The following is an 18,429-nucleotide window of genomic DNA, read 5'->3' as shown; positions in this document are numbered from 1 at the left end:
TAATCCCTTCCCTTAGCCGCGGCCAGCGCCGGAGTAAGGCAGCAGAGCAACTTCGCGGGCGTTCTTGATTGCCTGGGCGATCTTGCGCTGTTCCTGAACGGTAACGCCAGTGACGCGACGAGCGCGGATCTTTCCGCGGTCGGAGATGAACTTGCGCAGCAATGCTACGTCCTTGTAGTCGATGACGGTGATGTCAGCGGCCTTCAAGGGGTTGGACTTTGGTTTGGGCTTACGGAGTTCAGCCTTAGCCATCGTGGAGCTCCTTATCTATGGAGCCCGTGGATATTGATCCACGGGATGGTGGTGTTCGACGGCGATTGTCACCATGATGCCTTTCGGCAGTTCCGGTGAGTGTCCGGCGTCGGACTTTTATTTTTTGTTTAGAAGGGAGGTTCGGAATCCGGGCCGTTGCCCCAGCCGCCAGCATTGCTGACACCGGGCGTAGCCCAAGGGTCATCCTGCTGCTGTGCGGGCTGGTTGCCGCCCCAGGTTCCACCGGAGTTGCCGCCGCCCTGGTTTCCACCAGGAGCGCCTCCTCCGAAGCCACCGGAATTACCGGCGTTACCGCCACCGAAGCCACCCTGGCCACCGCCGGAGCGCTGGGTACGGTTGACCTTGGCGTTTGCGTAACGCAGGCTCGGGCCAATTTCATCGACCTCAAGCTCGATTACGGTGCGCTTTTCGCCTTCTTTTGTTTCGTAAGAACGGCTCTTCAAACGGCCGGAAACGATGACGCGCATGCCCTTGGTGAGGGACTCGGCCACGTTCTCGGCAGCTTCACGCCATACCGATGCGCGGAGGAACAGGGTTTCCCCGTCCTTCCACTCATTGGACTGGCGGTCAAAGGTCCGGGGAGTAGAAGCGATGGTGAAGTTCGCTACTGCTGAGCCAGACGGGGTGAACCGCAGCTCGGGGTCATTGGTGAGATTACCGATGACCGTAATAGTGGTTTCGCCTGCCATCTACTGCCTCCTTGTTCGTTCCTTCGGGGTAAAGACTTGAAAGGGGCTGATTACTCAGCAACGACCTTCTGGTCTTCAGGGCGGATGATCTTGGTGCGCATGATCGTCTCGTTGAGAGACAGCTGGCGATCAAGTTCCTTGGCGGTAGCCGGTGCTGCGGTGAAGTTCACCACTGCGTAGATACCTTCGGACTTCTTCTTGATGTCGTACGCCAGACGGCGACGGCCCCAGATATCAACCTTTTCGATGGTTCCACCATCGGTGGTGATGACATTGAGGAACTTCTGAAGCGACGACTCTACGGTACGCTCTTCGACCTCGGGGTCGATGATTACCATCAATTCGTAAGGACGCATATGTGAACCCACCTCCTTTGGGCTAAGCGGTTACGGTATTTCCGTAACAGGAGGTTCATTTGCGATGCTGCGTTGGCGCTCCCCGGCCTAAAACACGACAAGAGGGCGTAACACAGACTTCAATATCTTAGTGCATCTCCTGCACTCAAAGCTATTCGGCGGGATCCCCGGCCGGAACCCGCCACGTTACGTATGTGGATAACCCCGGCCCCCGGCGCGCAATACTGGGGTTATGACCGTACTGAAGTCAATCGTCCTCTTCGTTTTCGCCGCTGTCGCAGAGATCGGCGGAGCCTGGCTGATCTGGCAGTCCGTACGCGAAGGCAAAGCCTGGTGGTGGGCAGGGCTCGGCATCATTGCGCTGGGCATTTACGGATTCTTCGCAGCATTCCAACCCGAGGCCCACTTTGGCCGGGTCCTCGCGGCCTACGGCGGCGTGTTCATTGCCGGTTCCCTGGCGTGGGGAATGCTCATGGACGGCTTCCGGCCGGACCGCTGGGATGTGATGGGCGCAGCGATCTGCATCGTCGGGGTGGGCATCATCATGTTTGCGCCGCGCACGGGCAGCTGAAGCCGGCAACTGAGGACCTAAGGCAGGCCCGAGCACGACAAAACCCCCGGAAGATCAGCTTCCGGGGGTTTCTCTGTGCGCGGAGGGGGACTTGAACCCCCACCCCCTTTCGAGGACTAGCACCTCAAGCTAGCGCGTCTGCCATTCCGCCACCCGCGCAAGGTGATCAGGAGAAATAGTGTTTCGTTTTTCTCCTTGACAGCGACAAAGACAATAACACGACCGGGAGCAATCCGTAGATTCCAGTTGCGGTGGAAGCCTCCCGCTAGGGTGGGGGCCATGGATGCCACACCGCTTAGCACCTTGGTTCTGACCGTTGTTTTCTCAGCGATCGCCCTCTATTTCCTGTACTTCGTGATCCGCGCGGGCGTCCGGGACGGCATTCTGCAGGCTGACAAGAAGCGCAGCGAGCACGATGCCACCGACCCGTCACGCCGTACAGACTTTTGAGATCCCGCACTGGCTAGGGTGAGCTCATGCACAACGTCAGGGTGAAGCGGAGCCGGCTGCGCTTTGTGGTCATGGTTCTAGCCGGCGCATCGGCCTTCGCCGTTACCGGCGCCTTAGGTAACTGGGTGGATGCTCCGGCTGTCGGCTGGGCCGTGGCCGCCTTGGTCTACGTGGCCTGGGTGTGGTTGGTGATCGCGCGGCTTGATCCTATGGAAACGCAGCACCATGCAACCTCCGAGGACCCGTCGCGGGGGGTCACGGACGTACTAATACTCATCGCCAACCTGGCCAGCCTTGCGGCTGTGGCCGCAGTAATCGTCGATTCGCATACGCAAGGAACCGGCGCACGCCTTTCCTCTGCAGCACTCGCCCTGGCATGCGTGGGACTGTCCTGGATGCTGGTCCAAACCCTCTTCACGCTGCGCTACGCCGAGCTTTACTACAGCCAGGACGGCCGTGCCGGGGGCGAAGTGGGCGGCATCAACTTCAACCAGGACCGCCCTCCGCAGTACACAGACTTCGCCTATCTGGCCACGAGTTTGGGCATGACCTACCAAGTATCGGACACCAACCTCGGGAATCACACCATCCGGCTCGAGGCGCTGAAACATAGCCTGCTGTCCTACTTGTTCGGGACCGTCATTTTGGCCGTCACCATCAACCTGGTCATCGGCCTGGCCCAGTAGCCGAGCAATGGTGTCCTTAAAGCGAAACTGGACAGCCGCCGTCGAATATTGACGGCGGCTGTCCAGTTTGAGAAATGGCGACGCTTTCAGAAATAACGACGCCGGTCAGGAACCGATCTTGGTGCGTTCGGCTTCCCCTCCAAGCACCGGGGTTGAAGGAGTAGCGCCCTTTCGGCGGTACCGAAGCACTCCGATACCCACCACAATGGCGGCCAAAGCCAGCGACAGGAACAGCGATTCGCGCGTGGATTCGATGACGACCATACCGATGATCAGTGCCACGATGGCGCCGATAGTGACCCACGTGAGGTAAGGGAAGAGCCACATTTTGAGCTCAAGATCCTTGGCGGCGGCCCCCATTCGCTTGCGGAGGATCAACTGCGAGGTGGCAATGACCAACCACACAAACAGCGCGATGGCACCCGAGGTGTTCACAAGGAACAGGAACACGGTGTCCGGGGCGATGTAGTTGGCTCCCACGGTGAGGAATCCCACCACGGTGGATGCAAGTACTGCCGCAGCCGGAACGCCGCGCTTGGAGATCTTCATCCATGCCCGGGGAGCATCGCCGCGCTGCGACAGCGAGAAGAGCATGCGGCTGGCGGTGTAAAGGCCCGAGTTCAGGCAGGAGAGCACCGAGGTGAGGACAACGATGTCCATGATGGTGCCGGCGCCCGGGATTCCGTAGAGCTCGATGACGGCGACGTAGGGGCTCTTGGCCACGGAAGCATCGTTCCAGGGCAGCAGGGTCACCACGATGGCAATGGAGCCGATGTAGAAGATCAGGATGCGCCACACGGTGGACTTCACTGCCTTCTTGACAGCGTCCACAGGGTTCTCGGATTCGCCAGCGGCGATGGTGGCGATTTCGGCGCCGAAGAAGGAGAAGACCACCACGAGAATGCCTGCAAGGACCGCGCCGGGGCCGTTTGGCATAAACCCGCCCTGGTCCAGCAGGTTGGCGACGCCGGGGGCGGAAACACCTGGCATGAAGCCGAGGATGGCTACGATGCCTGCGAGGAGGAAGATGACGATTGCCGCCACTTTGATGGAGGCGAACCAAAATTCGAACTCACCGTAGGACTTCACGGATCCCAGGTTGGTCAGCGTGAGGAGCACCATGAGAACGAGTGCCCAGATCCACTGATCCACGCCGGGAACCCAGCGATGCATGATGGCGGCACCGGCCGTGGCTTCGATGCCAAGGACGATGATCCAGAACCAGGCGTAGAGCCAGCCGATGCTGAATCCGGCCCAGCGGCCGAGTGCCTTGTCTGCATAGGTGGAGAAGGAGCCCGTCTCAGGATTGGCCGCAGCCATCTCACCAAGCATGCGCATGACGAGGATGACCACAAGGCCCGCAGCAAGGTAGGCCACGAGGATGCCCGGACCGGCCTGCTGGATGGCGGCCCCGGAGCCAACGAACAGCCCGGCTCCGATGACGCCGGCAATGGCGATCATGGAGAGGTGTCGTGGCTTCAGGGACTTGGAAAGTTGTTGGTCAGCGTGCATGGTTCGGCGCCGTCCTTTAGGTTTTGAGGTTGGCCACGGTGGTGTGCCACGGGCCACATGACTACATCACGCTAACCTGCTACACGAAGGCCGATCCTATGCAACCGAACAGTTTGATCATCCAGAAACAGGGACAACGCACAAAATGTAACCAAGGAAGCAATCAATGTTTCCTATAGGAAACATTCGAAATACCCCTGAAATGACTGCTTGAGGCTTTACTCAGACAGCGGTCCGGAAGAACAACTCCGAAACGGCGGCCAGACTCTTCGGATCGTCCACCCCGCACAGCTCCCTTGCGGAGTGCATGGACAGAAGCGGGATCCCCACGTCCACCGTCCGGATCCCCAGGCGGGTAGCAGTCAGTGGCCCGATGGTGGAACCGCACGGAAGATCGTTGTGGGAAACGTACTCCTGGTATGGGACATCCGACTCGTCGCAGAGCCGGGCCCACAAAGCGGCTCCCGTGGCATCCGTTGCGTACCGCTGGTTGGCGTTGATTTTGAGCAGTGGACCGCCGTTCAACACCGGCCTGTTGGCGGGATCGTGCTTCTCCGCATAGTTCGGATGGACGGCGTGGCCCGCGTCTGCAGAAACACAGAACGACGCCGCCAGGGCCTGCCGCCTTTGGCTCACCGAAGCACCCAGGCCGTCGGAAATGCGCACCAGGATGTCCTCAAGGATTGGCCCGCAGGCGCCGGAGCGCGAATTGGAACCGATCTCCTCATGGTCGAACGCCGCGAGGACAGCGATGGGGCCTGTCGCCGGCGCAGCGGATGCGTGGGCTATCAGAGCCAGCAGGCCTGCGTGGGTGGAGGAAAGGTTGTCCAATCGGCCGGAGGCGAAGAACTCACCCTTGGCCCCGAACACCGCAGGTGTCTGCGTGTCCGCCACGACGACGTCGTAACCACCGATGTCCGCGGCATCAACAGTGGCGCCTTCAACACGATCGGCAAGCAATCCCAAAAGGTCCTCACCGGCAGGATCTCCTTGGCCGAAGATGGGGTTCATGTGCTGCTGCTTGGACAGGTGGAGCCCGTTGTCATTGACGCCGCGGTCCAAGTGAATTGCTAGTTGCGGAAAACGAAGAAGCGGACCGGTGGCGGTCAGGTGCTGAGTGCCGTCACGCAGGACCAATCGGCCGGCCAGCTGCAATTCGCGGTCCAGCCAGGAGTTCAGCAACGGTCCGCCGTACACCTCGACGCCTGCCTGCAGCCAGCCGAATTTTCCGGTGGTGGGCTTCGGCTTCAGCTTGAACGACGGCGAGTCGGTGTGTGCACCCAGAATATTGAAACCAGTGGTGGGCCCGGCTTTCTCGGGTGTCACCCAAGCGATGAGTGCACCGTCGCGGATCACGTAGAACTTACCTGCTACACCATCCCAAGGCTGGAGTTCATCCAGCCCGGTGAAGCCAACAGCATCCAGGCGTCGAGCAGCCTCGTGCACCGCGTGGAAACTCGACGGGGACGCCGACACGTACGCACCGAGGTCCTTGATGTGGTCAATTGCGGCGGAGGCATTCGAAGGCATGCCCCCGAGTCTAGCCCCGCTTTCGTTGACGGCCGGGCTAGACGGTGACGTTCAGCGCGGCCGTGTAGCCGCCCGCCACAGAACCGGACATAGTCGCCAATTGGTATATGCCTCCATCGTCACCAAAGACGTTGTCCGAGGTCAGAGTGGTAATCGGGAAGTTGCGGGCACTCGATTCGTACCCGGAAGTCGCGTAGACCTCCTTGCACGCCTTTTCAGTCAGCGCGATCTGCGAGACCGCCAGCACCTGCCCGGCAGCGGAGGTGTTGCTCATGGATTCGAATACCTCAAAGTGAATATGAGGCCAGCGGCCCCTGTATGCACCCGGGAAGATGGTGCTGAAGGTAAGTTGCCCGTTGGAGTCAGCTTCCTGCACGCCGCGGAGGTAGTTCTCATTCTCAAGGCCCGAATCGTAGAGCGAGTATTTGCCGTCCTGGTCGCAGTGCCAGGCATACACGGCCGCTCCGGCCAAGGGAGCGCAACCATTGGAGTTGTCCAGAAGCGTCAGGGTAACCGTCAACGGCACGCCTTCGGCTTTAGTGGTGGACGTGCCAAAGCTGGACCTGATATCGCGACGAACCACCCCTGAAGCCTCGAGCACGTTAGGACCATTGGAACCGTCGCCCGGGTAGGGCCCCAACGTCTCCTCCGGGATCTCCACCCCGCATTCCGCGAAGGCACGGGTCACGGTGCTCGTAGCCGACGCAGAAGGCGACGCGGCCGCCGTCGTGCTTGCCGTGGGGGCGGCAGTAGCGCTGGCAGTGCTCGACGGCGTTGCGCTGCCGCCTCCCGTACTTGGCGTACAAGCCGCGAGGGCCGCTGCAGTGCCTGCGCCGAAGAGGATCCCTAAGCTGCGACGCCGGCTCAAGAGAGTGGAGAGATCAAACTCAAGGCCGCGATCGTGATTGGGGTGAGGAGTAGTCATGCATCCATGAAACGCGTCGCGCCTATGGCTTGTACATGGGGAAACTGTGCCGGGACTGTGAACTCCTCCCTAAGGTGTGCAATATAAACATTTCTATATGCTTGTAATGCTCATCACATCGTGGCACGATATCTCGAAGACACACTGAAAGAAGGGTCCCCCTAATGAACATTGAACTCAAAGCGGTGCGCAAGCTTCGCATCCATTGGCCCATACCAACGGAGACCATGACCCAACTCGCTGGTGGCGACCTCCAGGCGTTGAACTCCGACGCCGGCATCACCTCGTTGCTGGATGAACTGCAGGCCACACCGGAACTGGGCGGCTTTGGCAATTACCACCACGTCTTCGAGTCCTCAGCAGGATTCGAAGGCTTCACCGTGGCCGAAGGGGCCAACCCCACCCTCGGCACGGTGGGCCAGCGGACAATCTCACCCACGTTCGTGTTCACCACCTACTTTGACGACTCCCTGGATCAAGGCACCGTCCAAGCCCTTGTTCAACGAATTGTGGACATCCACCCTTGGGAAGTTCCCGTGATTGAGGTTTCAGGTCCGCTCAGCGTTTCCAGCAGCGCCGCAGCCACTCACGCCGAATCGAGGTTGGCATCATGAGCTCTCCCTTGTGGCAGCAGCTGGCACCACTTCTCCTCAACAGAACATTCACGGACCTGACCCATGCCTTTCATCCAGGTCAGCCCCACTTTCCGGCCTTTCCTGACGAATCCAGGGAAACTCTCTTCGATCTGGAAAAGGGAGACGGATTCACGGCCCACAGGTACTCGATTGTGGGCCAGTGGGGGACTCATGTGGATCCGCCGTCGCACTTTGTCCGCGGCGGGCGGACACTTGATCAACTCCCCGTCGAAGAAATGATTCTGCCGTTGGTGGTCCTGGACATCAGCAGCCGGGTCCTGGCCAATCCGGATGCTACGCCCACCATGGACGACGTCCTGGAGTGGGAATCGCGCAACGGCGACATCCCCGCAGGTTCCTTCGTGGCACTGCGCACAGGATGGAGCCGCCGGTGGCCGGACACAGCAGCCATGGCAAACCGGGACCGCCAAGGGATAAGCCACACTCCAGGGTGGTCCGGCGACGTGCTGGAGTACTTGATCGAAAAGCGCGCAGTCACTGCCGTGGGCCACGAACAAACAGACACCGACCCGGGCATGGCCACCTCCCGCCAGGATTTCAGCCTCGAAACTTACGTGCTCGCCCAGGACAAATGGCAGATCGAATTAATGGCCAATCTGGAGCATGTTCCGGAGGCTGGAGCCGCCCTGATTGCTACCTGGGCAAAGCCGCTCGAGGGCAGTGGCTTTCCGGCCAGGGTCTTCTCCATCCACTAGGTCCGCCCGCCCCCTGACACGCGTGCCTCAACGGGGTGGCTAGAATCGACCCATGTCAAAGACCTCCAGCATGGGCCGTGGAATGCTGGCCCTCCTTGCCGTGGGAGAACGTCATACAGAAGGATTCGACGGCGGCACGGTGGCTGACGTCGCAGCACGCTTGGGCAAAGACCGCAGTCAAGTGTCGCGGAGCCTTAAAGGCGCGCAGCAGGAAGGCTTCCTCAGGCGTACCGAGCAGCGTGAATACAGCTTGGACTGGTCCATCCTCACGGATGCTCAGCTGGTAACTGAGCAGCGGCTCAAGACCGACGGCCTCACTGCGTTGGAAGGCTTGGCCTCCGAAACCAATGAGGCCTGCTTTCTGGGCGTGCTCAGCGGAAACAGTACGGTGACAATCGGCGAGCAAGTTCCGGAAAGCGCCAATCTGGTGGGTTCCTGGCTGGGCCGCCCCTACCCGGCCTACTGTAGTGACGCCGGCCAAGCACTCCTCTGGGATGCCGACGACGCTGAAATACGGCTCATCTTTGACGACGTGGAGTTCATCAGGCACGGACCCAACACGCCCGTTTCAGTAGACGACTTCCTGGAGCGGCTCAGCAAAGCACGCGCCCGAGGATACTCAGTTGTGGATGAAGAGGCCGAACCCGGACTCTACTCGCTGTCCGCGCCCATCAGGGACTTCAAAGGAGAAGTTTCGGCTGCCCTGCAGATCGTTGGCCCGAAGTCACGCATCGAACCCCAGCGGGAGGCATTCGCCGTAGCACTGGGCTCATGGCGTGAGTGGCTTGAGGCCCAGGTGGGCGGGCGCGCCAAGGCGCAGTGAAGCCGACTGAAGAACCGCGGCAATCTCCGGGGCGGCCGCCTCAAGGCTTGACCTGCTTCCCAGGACGCTGAGGGCCGCTGCTATCCTGCCACCGGTTTCGCGGACAGGGACAGCCAACTCCCAGACTCCGTGTTCAAACTCTTCGGCCGCCAGAACAAAGCCACGGGGGCGATCGCGCTCCATGAGTCTTGCGACCTCCACCGCTGAATGCGCCGCCGCCGGACCGCCCACGCCAATGAAGTTGACCTCGGCGAGCAGCGACTCAATTTCAGTGACTGAATGATCCCACAGCAAAGCCCGCCCCGAGCCTGTGCACCACACCGGCGTCACCATACCCGGCTTTGCGAACCCACCCAGCACTGAGTTGTTGGTTGACGAGCGCAACAAGAGGACCCGGACGCCGTCGCGGACCGACAGCCGGGACCTCAGCCCGAAAGCCGACACCAACTCTTCCAACTCCGCGCGGGATTGCTGGACCCATCCTGCGTTGAGGGATGCAGCCAGACTGAAAAACCGCGGCCCGGTCCTGAAGGGACCCCGGTCCACGCGCTCCAACAGCCCCAAATCACACAGCTCCTGAGCGAGGCGGGACACCCGGCTCTGTTCCATGTCCAGCTCCGCGGCCAGCTGTGACACTCCCAGGAGTTGGCGGCCCTGTTTCTCCCGGTCCGTTACCAAGCGAACAAGACGAAGGCCCTGCGACAAGGACGACGCCTCGGGTGACACATCCACGAATCCGCTCCTTCCACCAAGCGTTCACGCAATTCTCACACGCTGACGTCAGCCGCAAGGACCCGGGCACGGTTGCCCCACACTGTGTAGAGGTCTGCGAGTATCGCGGCGTTCGCCGTTTCAAGTTCTTCCACCGTGATTTTCACGCCGTCCTGCCCGCCGAACAGCACTACCTCGTCCCCGGGCCGGACATCCCTCAGAGAAGAGACATCAACCACCAAGGAGTTCATGGAAATGATGTCCACTACCGGTACCCGGTGTCCTCGAACCAGCACCTTGCCCTGCCGGCCCAGTGAGCGCCGGTAGCCGTCGCCGTAGCCTGCGGTCACCGTGGCGAGACGCGAATCCTCGGCGAGAGTATGGGTAAGCCCATAACCGACGCTGCTTCCAGCCGGATAGCAATTGACAGAACCGATCCGGGCTTTGAACGTCATGCACCTTTGGAAAATGGTGTGCCCCGGATCCGAATCACCGTACAGGGCAGCACCCATGCGCACCATGTCCAACCACGTTGATGGGACGTTCAGGGCCGCGTAGGAGTTCGCGGCATGCAGCAGGATTTCGCTTCGGGATATGCCAGCCCCCTGAAGGATTGCTTTCGATTCAGCTTTGAAGCGGTGCAGCGCGCGCTTCACATGGTCAACATCATCTTGCGGGAAATGCGTCATGATGCCGGCAAGCTCAAGATGCGGAAGACCCACAATTTCCAGTGCGCAGGCCCGTCCCAGCGGAGAGGATACGTCGAGGCTGTGACGGCTGATTCCAGAAGAGTTGATGTCCAGATGCACGCGCAGCCTCCGCCCCTCATCGGCGGCGATCCTGCTCATTTCCCACGCACTTTGTGGATCAGCAACAAGTTCCTCGATGCTGTGGGGCAGACCGGCTTTGATCTCCTGCGGCGCCGCAGCCCGGACCCGCAATAGCCGCCCACTGAACCCATGCTCCCGGGCGAGTCCTGCTTCCGAGTTGGTGCCAACCCCTATGTACGGAACACCGAGCGCCACCAGGGACGGTAGCAGGAGGTCGGCACCGTGCCCATAAGCGTCGGACTTAATCACGGCGCACAGCAGAGCCCTCCCCTGCAACATGTCCAGCGCGGACCGGACATTCGCGTCGAAGGCGGCTCCGTCAATTTCAAGCCAACTGGAAAGGTTGTCCGTCGTCGAAGAGTGATTTTCCTTCACGGTCATTCTGTTTCCCCCTGGAACGGCGCCGCGACCGGGCACGAAGTCCCGGTCGTGGCGCATCGCAACTTCTCATCAGGCCGAACGGCGTGCCTTCGCCTTCGGACCGTAGCGGAAGTGGAAGAACAAGTAACAGGCGGCCACAAAGGGAACCCCAAAGTACAGGGCAGCAATCTGTGAAGGATCAAAAGCGATACCAACGAGGGAGACCAGGCAGAGCGCAAAAGCCAGGATAGGCACCAGCGGATAGAGCGGGGCTTTGTAGGCCAGGTCCGCCACACGCCCGCCGTTGCGGACGAATGCCCTTCGATGGAAGAAGTGGGATGCGGTGATGGACATCCACACACCCACCACGGCAAAACCAGCGACGGAAACGAGGGCCAGGTACACAGTCTCCGGGGCAGCCACACTGCTGACCAGGGATGCCAACCCGCCAACCATGCTGACAGAAAGGGCTATCAGCGGTATTCCGCGCCGGGTGAGACGCTTGAGGGCCCTGGGTGCGTGCCCTTCATCGGCTAGTGAATAGAGCATGCGGGCGCAAGAGAACAGACCGCTGTTTCCCGCGGACAGGAGCGCGGTAATGATGACGAAGTTCATGATGTCCGCTGCGAAGGGGATTCCGACGGAAGCAAAGACCGTGACGAAGGGACTCTCATCCAATCCCACTTGGTCGAAGGGTACGGTGGCGGCGATGACGGCGATGGCGCCCACAAAGAAGATCAGGAGCCGGATCACGGTGCTGCGCATGGCTTTGGGGATGCTCCGGGCCGGGTCCTTGGTTTCCCCGGCGGCTACGCCAATGAGTTCGGAGCCGGAAAAGGCATAGAAGACAGCCAGTGCTGTCACCAGGACGCCGGCAAAGCCGTTGGGGAACAGACCAGCCGAAGTGTTGAAATTTTCGAAGAGAAACGGGTGGCTGTTGGACTCGGACATTGGGTGGAAGCCGAACAGGGCAGCTCCGCCAAAGATGATCAGGGCGATGATGGCCCCCACCTTGACTATGGAGAACCAGAACTCGGACTCTCCGAAGAACTTTGAGGAGAAGGCGTTGAATCCGAACAGCATGGCGGCGAAGACCAGGCACCACACCCACACCTCAACGTCCGGGAACCATCGCTGCATCAGCAATCCGGAGGCCGTGAACTCAGATCCGATTGCTACGGCCCAACAAAGCCAATAGAGCCAGGCCGTGGCGAAGCCCGTTGCCGGTCCGATGCTGCGGGACGCGTAGATGTGAAAAGCGCCGGACACCGGGTACGCAATGGCCAGCTCTCCAAGGCAGGCCATCACCAGGTAGACCACGAAGGCTCCCACCAGATAGGCAATGACGGCGCCAAGTGGGCCTGCTTGGGAAATGGTGTAGCCGGAACTCAGGAACAGTCCTGAGCCGATCACCCCTCCCATCGCGATCATGATCAGGTGCCGTGGGCCCATTGACCGGCGCAGGCCTGTTTCCACCAGGGTGGTTTCCACCGGGGTGGGTGAGGCGTCCGATGGATGGTCCAGTTTCAGGGGTGTAGATGATTCCATGTCTTGTCTCCGTTACGTGACAGATGCGAACGGCACGCCGTGGTTGCTGGGGAACCAGGGCGCTTGTAGTGACGAAGGTAACACAGAATCAACCCTTGTGGGCGTTAAATGCATTTATGAATGTATATAACGCACACGCTGGTATGGAACCAGGGAAGGTCGCACGGCTGGGTTCTACGAAGTAGGGGTCAAGCCATCCTTGTGAGTTGCTTCCCGACCCTCTTTGAGGCGCAAACACGTGAACAACAACCTGGATAGGTTGCCATTTCGAAGTTTTCTTATCAAAAGAGGTCAGGAAGCCACAGACGGACTAGTAGTCCGGGTTGCTGGGAACCACGAGCCCGGTTTCGTAGGCATAGACAACAACCTGCACCCGGTCACGCAACTGGAGCTTGCTCAGGATCCGGCGGACGTGGGTCTTCACCGTAGCCTCGGAGAGGAAGAACTTCTGGGCAATCTCAGCGTTGGAGAGGCCCTCAGCAATGGTGGTGAGTATTTCAGTCTCACGTGGCGTGAGCTCATCCAGGAGCGGGTCACGGTGCGGAATGGGCGTTTGTCCGGGCACGACGCCGCCGCGGACATACGTTTCCAGCAAGCGTTGAGTGACGCGTGGTGCCACCACCGCGTCGCCGCTGGCCACCAGGCGCACCGCGTGAACCAGTTCAGAGGGTGCAACGTCCTTGAGCAGGAACGCAGATGCCCCGGCCTGCAAGCCGCTGAAGGCGTACTCATCAAGATCGAAGGTAGTCAGGATGATGACCCGTGCGTCGGTGCCTGAATCCGAGATCCGTCGTGTTGCTTCGATGCCGTCCATGCCTGGCATACGAACGTCCATCAGGACAACATCCGGTTGCAGGGCCTCCACCTGGCGGACTGCCTCAATCCCGTCCGAAGCCTCGCCCACAACGTGGAAGTCCTCTTCGCCTTCAAGAATGAGCCGGAAGCCCATCCGCAGCAGCGGCTGATCGTCCACCAGCAGCACATTGATAATGCCATCGGTCATGATTCCCCCTTTTCGCCGTTCCAGCGGAGCTCAGCGTGGACCGCCCAGCCTCCTCTTTTTCCCGGACCGGCAGTAACGATTCCAGCATAGATTCCGGCACGTTCATTCATTCCAGCAATCCCTTGTCCGCTCCCCAGGCTGCCCACGGACTCGCTGCCGCCCTCACGGCTTCCACGGCCGTCGTCGAGCACGTCAATGGTGACCAAATCGCCGTCGCGGGCCACTTGAACGTCAACACGGCTGAGCGATCGCCCGTACCTCAGTACATTGGTGAGCGACTCCTGCACGATCCTGTAAACGGTGAGTTCAAAGGCCGGGTCAGCCGGGAGGCCCGGGCCCGTATGGGCGTAGTGCAGCGGCAATCCAGCAGTTCGGAACCCATCCAGGAGTTTCGCCAGGTTCTGCCCGGATTCAAGGGGGGTCAGCGGTGCCGGCCGCCCGGAATCGTCCCGAAGGACGCCGAGCACCCTGCGCATATCTGCCAGGGCGGCCCTCCCCGTGCGCGACAGTTCGCCGAGGACGTCGCCGGCCCGCTGCGGATCCTTCTTCACCACCACTGCGGCACCGTCCGAGAGACTGATCATTACCGTCAGTGAGTGTGCAACGACGTCGTGCATTTCACGGGCGATCCTGTTCCGTTCAGTGACCTTGCCAAGCTGGGTCGTCCGCGCGGCCCACGCCGCGATCTCTGCCTCATGCTCCCTGCGCTGGCGTACCGAGATGCCGATGCCCGTGGCCAAGAGGTTGGAAAGCATGATGGTTACAGCGGTGGCAATGTTGTTGATGAGGTGGAAGTTCTCCGGGACGTCCTGCAAGTTGTCCATCTGGCTGGGACTCGTCCACATGAACAGGTACAAAAGGCTCAAGGGCAGGCTGGCTGCCGCGAAAACCACCAGCGTCAGTGCGCGCCTCCGGAGCGACGCCACCGCGTACAGTGCGAACCACAGGCCAGCCGAAACGTTCGAGCCCCAGGGGTTAAGGATGGTGGCCGCTATTTCAAGAAGTGCGACGGCGAGAACCACCTGCAGCGGGAACCGTCGCCTGAAGAACAACGCCGAGGCGATCAACAGCAGTATTGCCACCACGAGCCATTTGCCGTCGACGGCCGACGGAATGATGGTGGGCAGCGCCAACAGAACGTAGCAGAGGATCACCACGGCATCCATGGCGCGGGGGCGCTTGAAGAAGTAGCGCCGGATCCGGCCCCTGCGTCGCTGGGCAATTTCAGCGAAGGACGCATCGGCCGTGGTGGCCGATGCGTCCTTCATCTGTGGAGCTTCAGTCATGAATTGAGCCTAGACGGCAACCCGTCCTAGACGTCCCGCTTCTTGATGACCACCATGGCCGGAATGAGGAAGAGCAGGACGTAGCCCAGGAAGATCAGGCCACCCTGCCACGGATCGATGATGCCATCGATGTGCCCGATGGAGAGGAACCGGCCGCCTGCCTCGCTGGGAATGTACTGGGGCACGTACTTCCAGAAGTCGCCCGGAACCAGGGACAGGAAGCCCGAAGCAATGGACAACACGAAGAACAAAGCCACCAGGACGGTAACGCCGCCAGCGGAATTGCGGAGCAAGGTGCCCAATGACAGACCGATCAAGGCCACACCGGCCACATACAGTCCACCGGTGAAGATGCTGTACATCACGCCATCGGTTGACCAATCAAGATTCATGTCCAGGCCCTGGAATACGGGCATGGCGATCAGGAAGGTGATCACCGCTGCGATGGTGGTGATCACGTAGGAAATGACCACCAGAAGCAAGGCCTTCGCGGCGAAAGCCGGAATGCGCTTGGGAACGGCGTTCATGGTGGAACGGATCATGCCCGTGGCGTACTCGGAAGAGATGAAGAGGACGGCCAGGGAGCCAAGCACCAGAGTGCCAATCTGGATTCCGGCGTTGGGCAGGTTGTAAAGGTCAAATCCTGAGCCCGGGGGGAACGACTGAGTCAGCATCTCCGGGGTGACAGGCTGGCCCGCATCCTTGGCCTGCTGGATCATCTGGTCAAGGAAGGTGAAGCGGATCAAGACAGCCAGGGCGCCAACGCCAACGGTGGCCACCAAGGTCACTGCAAGCAGGATCACCGTGGATGTCAGTGAACGGAGCTTAATCCATTCGGACTTGAGAATTCCGCCAAAGGTCACGCCGCGGACGCCGGCCGATGCATGGGCGGGTGAGTTGGTGCGGTTTTCGGTCATGGTGCTCATCGTCCTTACTTTCCTTCCGGTGCAGCGGCGACGGGCTCGCCAGTCATGTGCGAGTGGTACTCCACCTCGTCTTTGGTGAGGCTGAAGTAAGCGTCTTCAAGGGACGAAACCTGCGGCGTGAGCTCGTAAACCAGGACGTTGTTGTCCAACGCAACCTGCGCGATTTCCCTCGGCTGCAAACCGACCACTTCGAGGGTTTCGGTTTGGCTCTGATCCACCCGGACGCCTTCACCCACAAGCAAAGCCGACAATTGGCTTGCGGCGGACGTACGAACCAGGGTCTTCGCCTGCTGGGCGCCGGCGATGATGTCCTGCACCGGCGCATCAGCGATGATCTTGCCACGGCCGATGACGATCAGGTGATCGGCCGTCTGCGCCATCTCACTCATGAGGTGCGAAGAGAGGAAAACGGTCTTGCCCTGGGTGGCAAGGTACTTGACCAGGTTGCGTACCCACAGCACACCTTCAGGGTCCAAGCCATTGACGGGCTCGTCGAGGATGAGGGTTTGAGGGTCTCCCAGCAGCGCTGCGGCAATACCGAGCCGCTGCCCCATACCCAGCGAGAACCCTCCCGCTTTCTTCTTGGCGACGGCCCCGAGTCCGGTCATCTCGATGACCTCGTGGACACGGGACGTGGGGATGCTGTGCGTTGCGGCCATGGCCAGCAAGTGGTTGTAAGCGCTGCGGCTGGTGTGGACAGCCTTGGCGTCCAACAGAGCACCGACCTGGTGCAGCGGCGCCTTGTGCTGCGCGTAGTGCAGGCCGTTGACCGTGACATCACCTGCTGTTGGACGGTCCAGCCCCATGATCATGCGCATCGTGGTTGACTTACCGGCACCGTTCGGGCCCAGGAAGCCCGTCACCCGTCCGGCTTGGACAGTGAAACTGACGCCGCCTACGGCGGTCTTCTCGCCGTAGACCTTGGTCAGGCCTTTTGCTTCGATCATGGAAGCGTTCCCTCCTCGGAGCACATGTGCGTGCAAGTGAGTTTTGAATGTACCTACAACGCTACTCACGGAGGGCCAGTAAATCGCCTGTCTCAGGGATGATTCAGGGTTCAGTCAGGGTAATCCCAGCGGATGACACCACGGCCCTTTAATCCACCGGCAGGGGCGAGTAGACGGTGAGTTCGCGCGCTTTTATGGTGAATGTGGCGCTACGGACGCCGGGCTTCGGCTCCCCATCGACCGCCAGGACCAATGGCTGACCGATCGCTTCCACCGTGATCTCCGTAGCCTCCGTCAGGTGGGTGACCTTGGATGCGGCCACGGTGCCGGTCACCACTGCCCACAGCAAGCGCGCACGGGCGAACGGCTCATCCGCCGTGATCATGCGGATGTCCAGGACACCGTCGTCCACCACCGGCCTTCGAAGCGGTGCATGGTCACGAGGGTAGTAGCGGCCGCGTCCCAGGTAGAGGATCCAGAGTTTGTGTTTCACTCCGTCCACCGTGAGTGTGGTGGGCGAGTTCACGCCGAAGGTGCGCAGGGAGGCAACCAATCCGGCCAATGGTTTTCCGAGTGCCGGTTGCAGTCGCTCCCGCCTGCGGACCAGGTTGGGATACACGCCAACGCTGGCGGTGTTCAGCATGGCTAGTTCAGATGTTTCCGGCAAGTCCGGCAGGCCTCGCTGGATCACCACACGCCCCAAATCAACGGACGCCGCGTGGCCTTTGGTTGCGGCGTCAATGGCATTGTCGATCGAGTTGGTCCCGAGGTCCCGGGCGAAATGGTTGAGCGTTCCGCCTGGGAGGACCAGCAGCGGCAGTGAATGCTCGACGGCGGCAGCTGCCGCAGTGCCGACCGTTCCGTCACCGCCCCACACGCCAAGGGCAACGGTGCCTTCCCTGGTGGCCGCGGCTTCGATCTCTGCAGCAATGTCTTCGCCTTCGGCAATCTCCCGAATATACGCCTTTGGGAATATGCCTTTCAGTAATTCTCCCGTTTCCGCAGTGTAGGAACCACCCATGGCGTTGACGGCGATACTCAGCCCTTCGCCGTCGTGAATTGCCGGCGCCTCCGCTGGCGTACGGCGCGGAGTCGGTTCAGGGGGCCGGGCAGGCCACCACTTGCGTGTTACCAGCGCTGCGCCAGCACCGAGGGCCGAACCCAGCACCACATCGGAGGGCCAATGAGCTCCCGTGTGCACGCGGGAATAGGCGACTCCCACGGCAATGGGGGCCAAGGCGACTCCAATCGCCGGGGAGACGATTCCAGCACCCACGGCGAAAGCAATGGCCGAGGCTGAGTGGCCGGAGGGCATGGAGGAACTGGTGGGTTGTGGATTCACAAAGCGGAACAGCGGCAGATGCTCCGGGCGCGGGCGGTTCCGGGGGAGTGCCCTCTTGAAGATGACATTGGTGACACCCGAGGCAACACCCAAGGCGAGCACTCCGTGAAGCGCTGCCCTGCGCGGTTTACCGGGGAAGGCAGCCATGACTCCGGCGATGCCGAACCACAGTTTCCCCTTGGTGGCCGCAGCGGAGAGTCTCCTGAAAAAGACATCGTGATCGCCCTGGGGTTGCCGGGACACTGCCTGCACCAGGAAATGGTCGAATCTCGCAACCCGTTTGGGGCCTTTGCCCAAGAAGCCTCGCATC

Annotated in this window: 20 protein-coding genes and 1 tRNA gene; 6 read left to right on the top strand and 15 right to left on the bottom strand. The window is 60.9% G+C overall.

The genetic code is table 11. The features are described from left to right. Window positions 1–12: 12 nt before the first annotated feature. The 3 genes from rpsR to rpsF form a co-directional block, all read right to left on the bottom strand. On the bottom strand, window positions 13–252 hold the full coding sequence (rpsR, locus tag CQ020_RS07420) for a 30S ribosomal protein S18 (protein WP_003800144.1): 240 nt from the start codon (window positions 250–252) through the stop codon (window positions 13–15). Window positions 253–380: 128 nt separating this feature from the next. Beyond that, window positions 381–962, bottom strand: a complete 582-nt coding sequence (locus CQ020_RS07415; protein ID WP_011776754.1) for a single-stranded DNA-binding protein — start codon at window positions 960–962, stop codon at window positions 381–383. 50 nt (window positions 963–1,012) lie between these two features. Beyond that, on the bottom strand, window positions 1,013–1,318 hold the full coding sequence (gene rpsF / locus CQ020_RS07410) for a 30S ribosomal protein S6 (protein ID WP_011776755.1): 306 nt from the start codon (window positions 1,316–1,318) through the stop codon (window positions 1,013–1,015). A gap of 232 nt (window positions 1,319–1,550) precedes the next feature. On the opposite strand from rpsF, the gene CQ020_RS07405 reads away from it, so the two are divergent. Continuing rightward, on the top strand, window positions 1,551–1,889 hold the full coding sequence (locus CQ020_RS07405) for a YnfA family protein (RefSeq protein ID WP_105691237.1): 339 nt from the start codon (window positions 1,551–1,553) through the stop codon (window positions 1,887–1,889). 76 nt (window positions 1,890–1,965) lie between these two features. Here CQ020_RS07405 and CQ020_RS07400 read toward each other — a convergent pair. Beyond that, window positions 1,966–2,048, bottom strand: a tRNA-Leu gene (locus CQ020_RS07400). A gap of 120 nt (window positions 2,049–2,168) precedes the next feature. On the opposite strand from CQ020_RS07400, the gene CQ020_RS24125 reads away from it, so the two are divergent. Continuing rightward, window positions 2,169–2,339, top strand: coding sequence for a hypothetical protein (locus tag CQ020_RS24125; RefSeq protein ID WP_181151796.1), 171 nt, complete (start codon window positions 2,169–2,171; stop codon window positions 2,337–2,339). Between the two features lie 26 nt (window positions 2,340–2,365). Next, window positions 2,366–3,025 (top strand): DUF1345 domain-containing protein, encoded by a 660-nt coding sequence (locus CQ020_RS07395; RefSeq protein WP_258141750.1) that lies wholly within the window; start codon window positions 2,366–2,368, stop codon window positions 3,023–3,025. A gap of 105 nt (window positions 3,026–3,130) precedes the next feature. Here CQ020_RS07395 and CQ020_RS07390 read toward each other — a convergent pair whose 3' ends face one another. The 3 genes from CQ020_RS07390 to CQ020_RS07380 form a co-directional block, all read right to left on the bottom strand. Beyond that, the gene (locus CQ020_RS07390) at window positions 3,131–4,537 is read right to left on the bottom strand and encodes an amino acid permease (RefSeq protein WP_024818811.1); all 1,407 of its coding nucleotides are present in this window, start codon (window positions 4,535–4,537) and stop codon (window positions 3,131–3,133) included. 222 nt (window positions 4,538–4,759) lie between these two features. Further along, window positions 4,760–6,067 (bottom strand): M18 family aminopeptidase, encoded by a 1,308-nt coding sequence (locus CQ020_RS07385; RefSeq protein ID WP_105691236.1) that lies wholly within the window; start codon window positions 6,065–6,067, stop codon window positions 4,760–4,762. A 37-nt stretch (window positions 6,068–6,104) separates the two neighbouring features. Further along, window positions 6,105–6,992, bottom strand: coding sequence for an intradiol ring-cleavage dioxygenase (locus tag CQ020_RS07380; protein WP_105691235.1), 888 nt, complete (start codon window positions 6,990–6,992; stop codon window positions 6,105–6,107). A gap of 164 nt (window positions 6,993–7,156) precedes the next feature. Between CQ020_RS07380 and CQ020_RS07375 the strand changes: the two genes are divergently transcribed. The 3 genes from CQ020_RS07375 to CQ020_RS07365 are packed head-to-tail and all read left to right on the top strand — an operon-like array spanning window position 7,157 to window position 9,166. Beyond that, complete coding sequence (locus tag CQ020_RS07375; RefSeq protein WP_105691234.1) at window positions 7,157–7,606, top strand: hypothetical protein; 450 nt, start codon at window positions 7,157–7,159, stop codon at window positions 7,604–7,606. Next, window positions 7,603–8,343, top strand: a complete 741-nt coding sequence (locus tag CQ020_RS07370) for a cyclase family protein (protein ID WP_105691233.1) — start codon at window positions 7,603–7,605, stop codon at window positions 8,341–8,343. The genes CQ020_RS07375 and CQ020_RS07370 overlap by 4 nt, the downstream gene beginning before the upstream one ends. Before the next feature lie 52 nt (window positions 8,344–8,395). Then, window positions 8,396–9,166, top strand: a complete 771-nt coding sequence (locus CQ020_RS07365) for an IclR family transcriptional regulator (RefSeq protein ID WP_105691232.1) — start codon at window positions 8,396–8,398, stop codon at window positions 9,164–9,166. On the opposite strand, the gene CQ020_RS07360 is transcribed toward CQ020_RS07365, so the two are convergent. From CQ020_RS07360 to CQ020_RS07325, 8 genes are all read right to left on the bottom strand, one after another. Continuing rightward, the gene (locus CQ020_RS07360) at window positions 9,113–9,898 is read right to left on the bottom strand and encodes an IclR family transcriptional regulator (protein WP_105691231.1); all 786 of its coding nucleotides are present in this window, start codon (window positions 9,896–9,898) and stop codon (window positions 9,113–9,115) included. The two genes, CQ020_RS07365 and CQ020_RS07360, sit on opposite strands and share 54 nt — an antisense overlap. A gap of 35 nt (window positions 9,899–9,933) precedes the next feature. Continuing rightward, complete coding sequence (gene alr, locus CQ020_RS07355; protein ID WP_258141749.1) at window positions 9,934–11,082, bottom strand: alanine racemase; 1,149 nt, start codon at window positions 11,080–11,082, stop codon at window positions 9,934–9,936. A gap of 75 nt (window positions 11,083–11,157) precedes the next feature. Beyond that, on the bottom strand, window positions 11,158–12,615 hold the full coding sequence (locus CQ020_RS07350; protein WP_105691230.1) for an amino acid permease: 1,458 nt from the start codon (window positions 12,613–12,615) through the stop codon (window positions 11,158–11,160). 310 nt (window positions 12,616–12,925) lie between these two features. Then, window positions 12,926–13,618, bottom strand: a complete 693-nt coding sequence (locus tag CQ020_RS07345; RefSeq protein ID WP_105691229.1) for a response regulator transcription factor — start codon at window positions 13,616–13,618, stop codon at window positions 12,926–12,928. Then, a complete protein-coding gene (locus tag CQ020_RS07340) occupies window positions 13,615–14,904 on the bottom strand; it encodes a histidine kinase (protein ID WP_105691228.1) in 1,290 nt (429 codons plus the stop codon). The genes CQ020_RS07345 and CQ020_RS07340 overlap by 4 nt, the downstream gene beginning before the upstream one ends. Window positions 14,905–14,930: 26 nt before the next feature. Then, entirely contained in the window at window positions 14,931–15,830 is a 900-nt protein-coding gene (locus CQ020_RS07335; RefSeq protein ID WP_024818816.1) for an ABC transporter permease, read from the bottom strand. A 5-nt stretch (window positions 15,831–15,835) separates the two neighbouring features. After that, window positions 15,836–16,777, bottom strand: a complete 942-nt coding sequence (locus CQ020_RS07330) for an ABC transporter ATP-binding protein (RefSeq protein WP_024818817.1) — start codon at window positions 16,775–16,777, stop codon at window positions 15,836–15,838. A 148-nt stretch (window positions 16,778–16,925) separates the two neighbouring features. After that, window positions 16,926–18,428: a bifunctional phosphatase PAP2/diacylglycerol kinase family protein gene (locus CQ020_RS07325; protein WP_105691227.1), complete on the bottom strand. Its 1,503-nt coding sequence runs from the start codon at window positions 18,426–18,428 to the stop codon at window positions 16,926–16,928. Window position 18,429: the final 1 nt, after the last annotated feature.

The organism is Arthrobacter sp. MYb23 (assembly GCF_002979775.1).
Taxonomy (GTDB): Bacteria; Actinomycetota; Actinomycetes; order Actinomycetales; family Micrococcaceae; genus Arthrobacter.
This window is presented reverse-complemented; position numbering and strand designations above follow the sequence as displayed.

What these genes read in the sequence shown, in the direction of transcription:
- CQ020_RS07415 (WP_011776754.1), bottom strand. Translation starts at nt 962, where the DNA reads ATGGCAGGCGAAACCACTATTACGGTCATCGGTAATCTCACCAATGAC.
- CQ020_RS07365 (WP_105691232.1), top strand. Translation starts at nt 8,396, where the DNA reads ATGTCAAAGACCTCCAGCATGGGCCGTGGAATGCTGGCCCTCCTTGCC.
- rpsR (WP_003800144.1), bottom strand. Translation starts at nt 252, where the DNA reads ATGGCTAAGGCTGAACTCCGTAAGCCCAAACCAAAGTCCAACCCCTTG.
- CQ020_RS07350 (WP_105691230.1), bottom strand. Translation starts at nt 12,615, where the DNA reads ATGGAATCATCTACACCCCTGAAACTGGACCATCCATCGGACGCCTCA.
- rpsF (WP_011776755.1), bottom strand. Translation starts at nt 1,318, where the DNA reads ATGCGTCCTTACGAATTGATGGTAATCATCGACCCCGAGGTCGAAGAG.
- CQ020_RS07405 (WP_105691237.1), top strand. Translation starts at nt 1,551, where the DNA reads ATGACCGTACTGAAGTCAATCGTCCTCTTCGTTTTCGCCGCTGTCGCA.
- CQ020_RS07370 (WP_105691233.1), top strand. Translation starts at nt 7,603, where the DNA reads ATGAGCTCTCCCTTGTGGCAGCAGCTGGCACCACTTCTCCTCAACAGA.
- CQ020_RS07345 (WP_105691229.1), bottom strand. Translation starts at nt 13,618, where the DNA reads ATGACCGATGGCATTATCAATGTGCTGCTGGTGGACGATCAGCCGCTG.
- CQ020_RS07395 (WP_258141750.1), top strand. Translation starts at nt 2,366, where the DNA reads ATGCACAACGTCAGGGTGAAGCGGAGCCGGCTGCGCTTTGTGGTCATG.
- CQ020_RS07385 (WP_105691236.1), bottom strand. Translation starts at nt 6,067, where the DNA reads ATGCCTTCGAATGCCTCCGCCGCAATTGACCACATCAAGGACCTCGGT.
- CQ020_RS07325 (WP_105691227.1), bottom strand. Translation starts at nt 18,428, where the DNA reads ATGCGAGGCTTCTTGGGCAAAGGCCCCAAACGGGTTGCGAGATTCGAC.
- CQ020_RS07375 (WP_105691234.1), top strand. Translation starts at nt 7,157, where the DNA reads ATGAACATTGAACTCAAAGCGGTGCGCAAGCTTCGCATCCATTGGCCC.
- CQ020_RS07335 (WP_024818816.1), bottom strand. Translation starts at nt 15,830, where the DNA reads ATGAGCACCATGACCGAAAACCGCACCAACTCACCCGCCCATGCATCG.
- CQ020_RS07340 (WP_105691228.1), bottom strand. Translation starts at nt 14,904, where the DNA reads ATGACTGAAGCTCCACAGATGAAGGACGCATCGGCCACCACGGCCGAT.
- CQ020_RS07380 (WP_105691235.1), bottom strand. Translation starts at nt 6,992, where the DNA reads ATGACTACTCCTCACCCCAATCACGATCGCGGCCTTGAGTTTGATCTC.
- CQ020_RS07390 (WP_024818811.1), bottom strand. Translation starts at nt 4,537, where the DNA reads ATGCACGCTGACCAACAACTTTCCAAGTCCCTGAAGCCACGACACCTC.
- CQ020_RS07330 (WP_024818817.1), bottom strand. Translation starts at nt 16,777, where the DNA reads ATGATCGAAGCAAAAGGCCTGACCAAGGTCTACGGCGAGAAGACCGCC.
- CQ020_RS24125 (WP_181151796.1), top strand. Translation starts at nt 2,169, where the DNA reads ATGGATGCCACACCGCTTAGCACCTTGGTTCTGACCGTTGTTTTCTCA.